Raw genomic sequence first — 9,827 nt, 5'->3', positions numbered from 1 at the left:
GGGGGGGTGGTGGGGGGGGGGGCCGGCGCCGGGGCGGGGGGGGCGGGGCCGCCGGGCGGCGGGCCGGGGGGGGGGGCCCGCCCCCCCCCCCCCCCGCCCCCCACCCCGCCGCGCCCCCGCGCGCACCCCGCCGTACCCCGCGCACCCCGCACCCCCGACCCGACCGCACGAGGCCCCGATGAGCACCGCCGTCGTCCTGTTCACCCAGGACCTCCGCCTGCACGACAACCCCGCCCTGCACGCCGCCCGCACCCGCGCCGACCAGGTCGTCCCGCTGTTCGTGCGCGACCCCGCCGTCGACCGGGCCGGCTTCGCCGCCCCCAACCGCCAGGCCTTCCTCGCCGACGCCCTCGCCGACCTCGACCGCGCCCTGCGCGCCGCCGGCTCCCGCCTCGTCCTGCGCCACGGCGACCCCGCCGAACAGACCGCCCGCCTGGCCACCGAATGCGGCGCCGACACCGTCCACGCCAACGCCGGCGTCTCCGCCTTCGCCACCCGCCGCGAACACGCCCTGCGCCGCGCCCTCGGCGAACGCCTCCACCTGCACGACGGCGCGCTCACCGTCGTCCCGCCCGGCCGCGTCACCCCCGCCGGCCGCGACCACTACGCCGTCTTCACCCCCTACCACCGCGCCTGGCAGCAGGCCGTCCGGCGCACCGTCCTGCCCGCCCCGCGCACCCTCACCACCCCCGACGGCCCCGCCAGCGACCCGCTGCCCACCGCCCCCGCCGGCACCTCACCCGGCCTGCCTCCCGGCGGCGAGAGCGCCGCCCGCCGCCGCCTGCACACCTGGGACCCGACCCCCTACGCCGACCTGCACGACGACCTCGCCGCCGACGCCACCTCCCGCCTCTCGCCCTACCTGCACTTCGGCTGCCTGTCCGCCACCGAGGTCCTGCACCACACCGCCCGCTCCGACACCCCCGGCGCCGCCGCCCTGATCCGCCAACTCGCCTGGCGCGACTTCCACCACCAGGTCCTCGCCGCCCGCCCCGACACCGCCCACCACGACTACCGCCCCCGCCCCTACGCCTGGTACGACGACGAACACGAACTGCGGGCCTGGCGCGAGGGCCGCACCGGCTACCCGATCATCGACGCCGCCATGCGCCAACTCGCCCACGAGGGCTGGATGCACAACCGCGCCCGCCTGCTCACCGCCTCCTTCCTCACCAAGACCCTGCGCCACGACTGGCGCCCCGGCGCCGACCACTTCCTCTCCCTGCTCGTCGACGGCGACGTCGCCAACAACCAGCTCAACTGGCAGTGGGCCGCCGGCACCGGCACCGACACCCGCCCCAACCGCGTCCTCAACCCGCTGCGCCAGGCCGACCGCTACGACCCCGACGGCGCCTACGTGCGCCGCTGGCTGCCCGAACTCGCCGACATCCCCGGCCGCGCCGTCCACCGCCCCTGGGACCTCGCCCACCGCCCCGCCGGCTACCCGGCCCCGCTGCTGCCCCCCGACGCCCTCACCGCCCGCATGCACGAAACCGCCTGAGCCCCGGCCGCCCCGGCCGGCTGCCGGTCATCGAAGGCCGCCGCCCCTTGGCGGGAGGAGACCAGGGCGATGGTCCGCCACAACTGATTCCCGTCCCGGGAACCAGCACCGTCGCTTGATCGTCCCTGATGACATGCCGTCAGTTCTCATTCTCGGAATCGACCCGCACGCGGTGCCCGGCATGGACGGGGCCGTCATCCGTGCGGCCCTCGACCAGGAGCTGACACGGTTCGGCGGCCACGCCATCGACGCGTCCATGGCGCTCATCGCGTTGGACGAGTCGGCCGAGTCCACGATGGTCACCGCACTGTCCGAGCGCGAGTGGGACGTCGTCGTCATCGGCGGCGGAATCCGCAAGCCGGAACCACTTCTGCCGCTGTTCGAGCAGGTCGTGAATCTGGTCCGGCGGCATGCGCCGAAGGCCGCGATCGCCTTCAACACCAGCGGAGGCGACAGCTTCGAAGCGGCCAAGCGGTGGCTGTGAACCCGGGCTCGGCTGACACGTCGACGTAGGGAGCCCGAGCCCCGGTGCCCGCACCAGCGCGCCAGCGGTCTGCCGGTGGCACGCGGCGATGGCGGCCGCCGTGTTCTCGGGCCCCACGTGACCTCCTCCTCGGTCCTGGCGTCGTGGCGGGCGAGTTCCCGGGCCCGGAAGGCAGTGGCCCGGACCCGGCCGAAACGCCCTGGGATCCGACGCCGACTACCGCCCCGGCGCGCGCAGGTCTGCGCCGTTCGGGGGTCTCCCGGTGGCCCGCGCGGTGTGCGCTGCCCGATCGTGGGGATGGCGTCGTGCCCGCGGCGCCTTCGCAGGACGGGAGACCGAGATGCCGAAGTACCTGGTCCGGGCCGGCTACACCGCTCAGGGCGCCGCGGGGTTGCTCGCCGACGGCGGTACGGGCCGGGTGGAGGCAGTCCGCAGGGTCGTCGCCTCCTGCGGGGGCACGCTGGAGTGGCTGGCTTTCGCCTTCGGCGAGACGGACCTGTACTGCGTGATCGAGCTGCCGGACGAGGAGTCGATGGCGGCCGTCTCGATGACGGTCCGGGCCAGCGGCGCCCTGCAGTCCAGCGTGGTCCAGCTGCTCACCCCGGAGCAGATCGACACGGCGGCCCGGCGGACGGTCGACTTCCGGGCGCCCGGCGCCTGACCACCTCCACGCCGGGGCTGCGCCGCTCGGGGCCGCCCGGCGAACCGGTGGCCTCCGCCCCGGCAGGCGCCCGGCATCGCACGGGCAGCCGGGTCGGGCCTCGCCCGCCATCACGCACCGACTCGTCAGCCGTCCGTGCGTCTGGTCCACTCGGTGGTGCCCGGGGGGTAGTCGTAGCCGGGGCGGTTGACGTCGGCGCTGGTGCGGAAGGGGGTGCCGCGGTTGTCGATGTGGGTGGTGCCGCGGCGGGTGCCGCTGGACCAGTCGAGGGTGAGGTCCCACCGGACGTCGTGCGCCTTGGTGTGGGCGGTCACGTAGAAGACCTCGGGGTCGGACTTGCTGACCTTGTAGGGGAAGTCGCGCTGGCCGCCCTTGACGGTGATCACGGGGCTTCCCCGGTCGAGGTCGATGTCGAAGGACTTGGTGTCGACCACGCCGCCGCAGCCGACGCCCATCGAGTAGTCGTTCCAGGCGAGCGGGGCGCCCTTGGCCGTGACGCGCACGTGCAGGGCCTCCAGGACGACGGTGTCCGCTCCGGTGCCCTGGACGGTGAGGGCGATCTCCTGTTCGCCGGAGGAGACCGCGCCGTAGGCGGCGGCCCAGCGCGGGGCGTCGCGCTCGGGCGCGGGCGGGCCGACGTGGGCGGGGGTGCTGTCGACGAGGAAGTGCTGGCTGCACGGGTCGTCGTAGACGTAGGGGCGGACGCCGACGGTGAGGGGCGTGGGCGCGTCGGTGGTCGGGGTGGCGGTCGGGGTGGCGGTCGGGGTGGCGGTCGGGGTGGTCGTCGGGGTGACGGGTGCCGCGGGGGTGGGGGAGACGGGGGTGGGGGAGACGGGGGTGGGGGAGACGGGGGTGGGGGAGACGGGGAGGGGTGTCTCGGGTGGGGCCGGCGCGGCCGTCGTCGCCGGCGTGGCGGCGGTGGTCCGACGGTCGGTCGCACCGTCGTCGTCGCCGCGGAGGGCGGGGCGCGCGACGATCACCGCCGTGGTCAGCAGGACGACGGCCACGGTGGAGGCGATCAGGGCGCCACGGCGGCGGCGCGGCGGTGCGGGCGGTGCCGGGTCCGCCGCCGTCGCGGTGACCGGCTCGCCGTCCGTGAACGGCACGGGCGGTGCGGGCGGTGCTGGTGCTTCCGTGGGGCCCGGGGCGTCCGGGGTCGGTTCCGGGGTCGGCTCCGGGGCCCGGTCCGTCCGGCGTGATCGGGCCGCGTCCGCCAGGATCCAGCTCCGGTGCAGTTCCACCAGCTCGTCCGGGGTCGCCCGGCACACCCGTGCGAAGCGCTCCGCCGACACGTACTCGTTGGGCAGCGCCGTGCCGTTGCAGTAGCGGTGCAGCGTGGACGTGCTCGTGTGCAGCCGCTTGGCCAGCGTCCCGTAGCTCAGCCCCGAACGGGCCTTCAGTTCGCTCAGCAGCCGCGCGAACTCCGCCGTCTCCGCGGCCCCCGTGCCCTCCACGACCTGCCCCCTTCGTCCCCCGGCGCCTCCCGGGCGTCCCGTTCCGGCGTTCCAGGCCCGTTCCACTCCCGCTGGTCAGAGCCCTGTTCGCCGTTCCACCCTACTCATCATGGCGTCAGGCGTAGCGGCCGGGACGGATCACCGCGCAAGCTTCGGCCATCCCACCGAACGCCCACCGAAAGGGGCCGGACCGTGTCCGTCCGCACCTCACGCACCCGTCTGATCACCGCCGCCGCGGGCGTCGCGCTCGCCGCCCTCTCGATGAGCGCGTGCGACGACAGCGGGGACATCGCGACGGCGACCGGCCCGACGCTGAAGGCCGCCGCCTCGCCCACGGCCGCGGGGGCCGGGACCACCGCCGGTGCCCCGGCCCCCGCCCCCGCGGGCGGGACCCCGGCCCCCGTGCCCCCGTCCGCCGCCCCGAAGCCCGCCCCCGCCACCACCGCCCCCGCCACCACCGCGCCCGCCACCACCGCGCCCGCCCCCGCCACCACCGCGCCCCCGGCCGTGCCGAAGAGCCCCGCCCCCGCCCCCGCCGCCGGGAAGCCGGGCGTCTGCGAGGGCTCCACCACCAAGACCGTCGCCGCCCCGCTGAACCGCCCCGTGAACCACATGCTGCTCACCGTCACCAACACGGGCTCCGGCACCTGTTACCTCTACGGCTACCCGGCGGTGCGCTTCGGCGAGGCGCAGGCCGTGCCCCCGGTCATCGAGGACTCCAAGCCGCAGGCCGTCGTCACGCTCAAGCCCGGCGAGTCCGGCTACGCCTCCGTCAACCTGTCCTCCACCGACGGCGGCAACGGCGCGCACGGCCACACCGTGACGTCCCTGGCGGTCTCCTTCCACGGCCCGTCCGGCAACGAGAGCGTCGGCGCGGCCGCCCACCCGGCGCTGCCCGCGGGCGGCAGCTACGTGGACGACTCCCTCAAGGTCACCTACTGGCAGCAGTCGATGGACGACGCCGTCTCCTGGTGACACCGCCACCACCCGGGCCCGACGGCAGCCCGCCAGGCGGCAGCCCGAGGACCCCCGGCGACCCGACAGCCCGCAGCACCCGGCCCGAAGCAGGAAGCAGGTACCCGCCGTGCACACCGCCACCCGCAGCCTCGCCCGTCTCCTGGTCGTCTACGTCGGCACGGCCTTCAGGGTCCTCTTCCTCGGCGGGCCGGACGACCCGGAACTCTCCCGGGAGGCCGGCGTCACCCGGCGCTGAGGCGCTCCCCGGCCCCCTGGCGCAGCCCCCGGCCCCCCGGCCCCCGGCCCCCCGGCCCCCGGCCCCCCGGCCCCCGGCCCCCGGCCCCCGGCCCCCGGCCCCCGGTCTCCCGGCCCCCGGTCTCCCGGGCGTCGGGCACCTGGCACAGGGTCAGTCCACCCGCCGGTCGGCGAGGGCGGCGACCCGGGTGAAGTACGCGCGCAGGAGCGCCTCGTCGCCGGGCGGGATCCGGGAGGACGGGCAGCGGGAGACCCGGAAGGCCTGCCGGTCGGTGCCGTAGAGGGCGGCGTCCGGATCGTGCACGACGCCGACGAACAGCTCGCCGGGCTTGCCCGGCTTCCGGTAGTGCACCAGCGCCCCGAGCCAGCGCAGCGGGACCCGGAAGCCGGCCTCGGCCGAGTCCAGGCGGAACAGCTCGAACACCCCGCGGTCCACGCGCAGGTGGAGGTTGTCGTAGTCGAGCGTGAGCGGGTCCATGAGGAGAACATAGGCGCGACGGCCGCCCCGCGTCCCCGTTACGGGGTTGTCCGGCGCAGGGACAGCACCGTGACGTCGTCGCGGCGCCGGCCCCCGCTCCAGTGCCGGGCGGCGCCGTCCAGGGCCTGCGGCAGCAGGGAGGCCGCGGTCGTGCCCAGGGCGGTCAGGCCCTCCTCGACGGGGTAGAACTCGCCGTCGCGGTCCTGGGCCTCGGTGATCCCGTCGGTCAGCAGCACCAGCACGCCGTCCTCGGGCAGCGCGAACCACTGCACGGTGCGCACCTCCCCGGCCAGTTCGGCCAGCCCCAGCGGCACCCCGGCGGCCAGGTCCACCGTCTCCACCCGGCCTCGGTGCAGCAGGTAGGGGGCCAGGTGGCCGCAGTTGACGGCCTGCACCTCGGGGCCGCGCTCCAGGCCGAGCACGGTCGCGGTGACGAACCGTTCGCTCTCCCCGGCCTGCGCCGCGTAGGCGTTGTGCCGTTGCACGGCGGCCTCCAGGGAGTCGGCGACGGCGGTCAGCGCGGCCTCGCGGAACGCCGCCTCGCGGAAGGCGCTCAGCACCGCGAAGCCCGCCCCGATCGCGGGCAGGCCCTTGCCCTGGACGTCGCCCACCAGCACCCGCGTGCCGTACGGGGTGTCGGCGACGTCGTACAGGTCGCCGCCGACCATGGCGTCCTCCTCCACCGGCCGGTACAGCCCGAACACCTGGACGTCCGGGGTGAGCACCGGCAGCGGGCGCAGCAGCTGGCGCTGCAGGGCGACGGCGCTCTGGCGCATCCGGAACAGCTGCCGCTCGCGCCCCATCCGCCGTGCGCACAGGGCCACCAGCGCGGCCTCGGCGCCCAGCACCGCCACCAGCGTCCCGGCCCGGGCCTCCAGCGAGGTCGGCGGGAACAGCACCGTGCTGACGGCCACCACGACGGCCACCCACACGGACACGGCGATCGTCTGCGCGAGGGTGCCCAGGCCGGCCAGCAGCGCGGGCAGGAACACCAGCAGCAGCACCAGCCGGGCGCTGGTCCCGGTCGCGGCCTGCGCCAGCAGCACCACGGCGGTGGAGGCCAGCACCCCCAGCACCACCGTCCGGTTGCCCGGCGCCCGTGCCTCGGCCTCGGCGCCGTACCCGTCCGCGCTACCGCCCACCCCGCCGCCCTCTCGCCGCCGCACCATCCTCCCAGGCATACCGGCGCCCCCGGCGGGCCGCCAACGGAACCCGCCTGTCCGGGCGAGCGCGGCCCCGGGGCCGGGCGGGGCCCGGGGCGGGTCCGGGTGCACCGCCGCGCGGCCCGCCCCCGTACGGGCCGCGCGGCGGTGTCCAGGCTCCCGGAGTGCCCACGGCGCTCAGCGCGCTCAGGCCCCCGGGGCGCGCCGGCCCAGACGCAGGTGGACGACGCAGGCCTGCACCCCCGCGGCCACCAGCACCGAGGGCGGCACCGCCCACGGCAGCAGGCCGGCCCACGCCAGCGGGGTCAGGACCAGCGCGCACAGCCCGAGCACGGGCAGCGCGGACAGCAGGGCGACGCGCAGGCGCACACCGCTCGGCATGACGCCGCGGGAGGTGACGCCGCGGGGCGGGAGACGGTCGGGTGCGGCGGCCGACGGCCGCGGTGCGGCGCTCATCGGGCCCTGCGGGCCTGGTCGAGGAACTCGCCCAGCTGCGCCCACTCGCCGGCGGGGGCGTCGGGGGTGCCGGAGAGGGCGGCCGGGTCCTCGCGCCAGGCGGTGCGCACCGCGGTGGACAGGGTGGCGTCGCCGCCGCTGAAGAGACGGCCGAGTTCGTCGAGGCGGTCGGCGATGCGCCGCACCCGCGGGTCGGTGGGCGGGGCTCCGGCGGTGCGCAGGGCTTCGGCGCGCCGGTAGAGCTGGGGCCACTCGACCTCCAGCAGGTAGTGGGTGGCCGGGCCGAGTGCGGCGGCGTGGTCCCGCAGGGCCTGCAGCTGGTCGTCGTCGAGGTGGCGGCGCAGGGCCTGTTCGGCGCCGGGGCCGGTGGAGGGGCCGGTGGCGCCGATGGCCTGGAGCAGGCGCAGCAGGGCGGCGGTGTCGGGGCGGCGTTCGGCGGTGAGTTCGGTGTGCAGGTGGGCGAGGCGCTCGTGCAGGTCCTGCAGGTGGGCGAGGGCGGTCTCGGTGGCGGTGAGGTGTTCGCGCACCAGCCGCACGGGGTCGACGCCGGCGTCCAGGCAGGTGCCGATGGTGTCCAGGCCCAGGCCCAGGCGGCGCAGGGCGAGGATCTGGTAGAGGCGGACGACGTCCTGCTCGGTGTAGGAGCGGTGCCCGGAGGAGGTGCGGCGGGACGGCTGGAGCAGGCCGATCTGGTCCCAGTGGTGCAGGGTGCGTACGGTCAGGCCGCTCGCCTCGGCGAGCGGGCCGACCTTCCAGGTCTGTTCGGTGGGCATGGCACGAGGATTCCTCCTGACGCCGCGTGAGGTGCAAGTCGGCGGGGTGCGGGGCGGGCGTGCGGGCGGGTTCCGGTGGGTCCTGGTGGGTCCGGGTGCGGGCGTCCGGCCCGGGGTTCAGGCGTGGGCGGGGGTGTAGTCGGGCAGGTCGATGTCGCCGGCCTTGGCGAACTGGGCGGCCATGATCGCGCGCAGCGGCCAGCGGCCCATCCAGCGCATGGAGGCGGCGCGCAGGCGGATCATCAGGGCGCTGTCGGGTGCGTAGCCGTGGAGGCCGCCGGGCGGCAGCTCCTGGGCGCGGGTGACGTAGGGGCGCATCAGGTCCTCGTAGCGGGCGTAGGCGGTGCGGTGGTCGCCGCGGGCTGAGGCGAGCTCGCCGGCGAGCAGGTAGGCGCCGACGAGGCCGAGGCTGGTGCCGAGGCCGGTGAGGGGGCTGGGGCTGTACCCGGCGTCGCCGAGCAGGGCGACGCGGCCGCGGCTGTAGCGCTCGAGGTGGATCTGGCCGAAGGAGTCGAAGGCGAAGTCGTCGGCCTCGCGCATGCCGGCCAGCAGCCGGTCGACCTCCCAGCCGGCACCGGCGAAGCGTTCGGTGAGCAGGCGCTGCTGGGCGGCGGTGTCGTGGCGGTCGTGGACCAGCGGGGCGCAGCGGAAGCCGAGGGAGGCCTTGACCTCGCCGGGCAGCCGGCCGGGGCGGGCGCCGGCGACCAGGCCGCCGGGGGCGTTGTACATCAGGAACCAGCCGTCGAGGTCGATCCGCGGGTCCCGGACGGTGAACCAGGCGTGGTAGCCGCCGAGCGGGCGGTAGTGGTCGCCCCCGGGGCCGAAGGCGAGGCGGCGCACGACGGAGTGCAGGCCGTCGGCGCCGATGACCAGGGAGAAGCGGCGGGCGGGGGCGTTCTCGAAGGTGACGGTGACGCCGTCGGCGTCCTCGGCGAGCGCGGTGACGGTGTCGCCGTAGCGGTACTCGACGTCGTCGGCGGTGGCCCGGTGCAGGAGGTCGGCGAGGTCGCCGCGCAGGATCTCGATCTCGGAGACGATGCCCTCGCCCTCGAAGAGTTCGACGGGCATGCGGGCGGTGAGCCGGCCGCGGCGGTCGACCAGGCCGAGGCCGCGCTGGTCGACGCTCAGGGCGCGGGCCTGGTCCAGCAGGCCCATCCGTTCGACGACGGTGCGCCCGGCGCCGCGCAGGTCGACGGCCTGCCCGCCGGGGCGGGGGGCGGGGGCGCGCTCGACGACGGTGGGGGTGAAGCCGTGGCGGCGCAGCCAGTAGGCGAGGGCGGGGCCGGCGATGCCGGCGCCGGAGATGAGGATGTCGGTGTTCTCCATGCCTCGGAATGTACGGCGTACGCGTCGGGCTCAACAAGCCCTGTAGTGCGGGTTTTTGGAATTGATGCACTAGTGCACTAGGGCGGTTGGGCGGCCGCCGGGGGAGCCCACGGCGGCCCCGGCGGCTACCGGCGGGGCCTTCCCGCAGGTCGCGGCCGCGCCCGGCACGGGGGCGGCGCGGCGAGGTGCACTAGTGCTCCTGCGGCGGGGCGCGGGTCCGCCCTGGCGGATGTCCGTCCTGCGGCAGACCGGGGCGTCGAGGCGGCCGGGCCGGGCCCGCGACGGCCTCGCCGAGCGCGCACTTGAGGGCGGCGACGTC

Annotated in this window: 11 protein-coding genes; 5 read left to right on the top strand and 6 right to left on the bottom strand. The window is 76.6% G+C overall.

The features are described from left to right. Positions 1-178 precede the first annotated feature (178 nt). The 3 genes from ACFYUY_RS22260 to ACFYUY_RS22250 all read left to right on the top strand — a co-directional run bounded on the left by ACFYUY_RS22260 (position 179) and on the right by ACFYUY_RS22250 (position 2,646). The gene (locus ACFYUY_RS22260; RefSeq protein WP_387902776.1) at positions 179-1,501 is read left to right on the top strand and encodes a cryptochrome/photolyase family protein; all 1,323 of its coding nucleotides are present in this window, start codon (positions 179-181) and stop codon (positions 1,499-1,501) included. A 133-nt stretch (positions 1,502-1,634) separates the two neighbouring features. Next, a complete protein-coding gene (locus ACFYUY_RS22255; protein WP_387902791.1) occupies positions 1,635-1,985 on the top strand; it encodes a hypothetical protein in 351 nt (116 codons plus the stop codon). Between the two features lie 340 nt (positions 1,986-2,325). Then, on the top strand, positions 2,326-2,646 hold the full coding sequence (locus tag ACFYUY_RS22250) for a GYD domain-containing protein (RefSeq protein WP_360207008.1): 321 nt from the start codon (positions 2,326-2,328) through the stop codon (positions 2,644-2,646). 125 nt (positions 2,647-2,771) lie between these two features. On the opposite strand, the gene ACFYUY_RS22245 is transcribed toward ACFYUY_RS22250, so the two are convergent. Continuing rightward, positions 2,772-4,100, bottom strand: coding sequence for a helix-turn-helix domain-containing protein (locus ACFYUY_RS22245; RefSeq protein ID WP_387902774.1), 1,329 nt, complete (start codon positions 4,098-4,100; stop codon positions 2,772-2,774). Between the two features lie 192 nt (positions 4,101-4,292). On the opposite strand from ACFYUY_RS22245, the gene ACFYUY_RS22240 reads away from it, so the two are divergent. Continuing rightward, entirely contained in the window at positions 4,293-5,075 is a 783-nt protein-coding gene (locus ACFYUY_RS22240) for a DUF4232 domain-containing protein (protein WP_387902771.1), read from the top strand. A gap of 109 nt (positions 5,076-5,184) precedes the next feature. Beyond that, positions 5,185-5,313 (top strand): hypothetical protein, encoded by a 129-nt coding sequence (locus tag ACFYUY_RS22235; protein ID WP_387902769.1) that lies wholly within the window; start codon positions 5,185-5,187, stop codon positions 5,311-5,313. Positions 5,314-5,463: 150 nt separating this feature from the next. Here ACFYUY_RS22235 and ACFYUY_RS22230 read toward each other — a convergent pair whose 3' ends face one another. The 5 genes from ACFYUY_RS22230 to ACFYUY_RS22210 form a co-directional block, all read right to left on the bottom strand. Beyond that, positions 5,464-5,790: a hypothetical protein gene (locus tag ACFYUY_RS22230; RefSeq protein WP_360207017.1), complete on the bottom strand. Its 327-nt coding sequence runs from the start codon at positions 5,788-5,790 to the stop codon at positions 5,464-5,466. Positions 5,791-5,828: 38 nt separating this feature from the next. Then, on the bottom strand, positions 5,829-6,959 hold the full coding sequence (locus ACFYUY_RS22225) for a PP2C family protein-serine/threonine phosphatase (protein ID WP_387902765.1): 1,131 nt from the start codon (positions 6,957-6,959) through the stop codon (positions 5,829-5,831). Between the two features lie 180 nt (positions 6,960-7,139). Beyond that, on the bottom strand, positions 7,140-7,409 hold the full coding sequence (locus tag ACFYUY_RS22220) for a hypothetical protein (protein WP_387902763.1): 270 nt from the start codon (positions 7,407-7,409) through the stop codon (positions 7,140-7,142). Then, positions 7,406-8,182, bottom strand: coding sequence for a MerR family transcriptional regulator (locus ACFYUY_RS22215; RefSeq protein ID WP_387902761.1), 777 nt, complete (start codon positions 8,180-8,182; stop codon positions 7,406-7,408). Before ACFYUY_RS22215 ends, ACFYUY_RS22220 begins: the two co-directional genes overlap by 4 nt. A gap of 117 nt (positions 8,183-8,299) precedes the next feature. Next, a complete protein-coding gene (locus ACFYUY_RS22210; protein WP_387902758.1) occupies positions 8,300-9,508 on the bottom strand; it encodes an FAD-dependent monooxygenase in 1,209 nt (402 codons plus the stop codon). Positions 9,509-9,827 lie beyond the last annotated feature (319 nt).

The sequence above is a fragment of the Kitasatospora sp. NPDC004745 genome (genome assembly GCF_042873275.1).
Lineage (GTDB): Bacteria > Actinomycetota > Actinomycetes > Streptomycetales > Streptomycetaceae > Kitasatospora.
The sequence above is the reverse complement of the archived record's forward strand: the minus strand, read 5'-3'. Positions and strand labels throughout refer to the sequence as shown.

What these genes read in the sequence shown, in the direction of transcription:
- ACFYUY_RS22260 (WP_387902776.1), top strand. Translation starts at nt 179, where the DNA reads ATGAGCACCGCCGTCGTCCTGTTCACCCAGGACCTCCGCCTGCACGAC.
- ACFYUY_RS22255 (WP_387902791.1), top strand. Translation starts at nt 1,635, where the DNA reads ATGCCGTCAGTTCTCATTCTCGGAATCGACCCGCACGCGGTGCCCGGC.
- ACFYUY_RS22250 (WP_360207008.1), top strand. Translation starts at nt 2,326, where the DNA reads ATGCCGAAGTACCTGGTCCGGGCCGGCTACACCGCTCAGGGCGCCGCG.
- ACFYUY_RS22230 (WP_360207017.1), bottom strand. Translation starts at nt 5,790, where the DNA reads ATGGACCCGCTCACGCTCGACTACGACAACCTCCACCTGCGCGTGGAC.
- ACFYUY_RS22225 (WP_387902765.1), bottom strand. Translation starts at nt 6,959, where the DNA reads ATGGTGCGGCGGCGAGAGGGCGGCGGGGTGGGCGGTAGCGCGGACGGG.
- ACFYUY_RS22220 (WP_387902763.1), bottom strand. Translation starts at nt 7,409, where the DNA reads ATGAGCGCCGCACCGCGGCCGTCGGCCGCCGCACCCGACCGTCTCCCG.
- ACFYUY_RS22215 (WP_387902761.1), bottom strand. Translation starts at nt 8,182, where the DNA reads ATGCCCACCGAACAGACCTGGAAGGTCGGCCCGCTCGCCGAGGCGAGC.
- ACFYUY_RS22210 (WP_387902758.1), bottom strand. Translation starts at nt 9,508, where the DNA reads ATGGAGAACACCGACATCCTCATCTCCGGCGCCGGCATCGCCGGCCCC.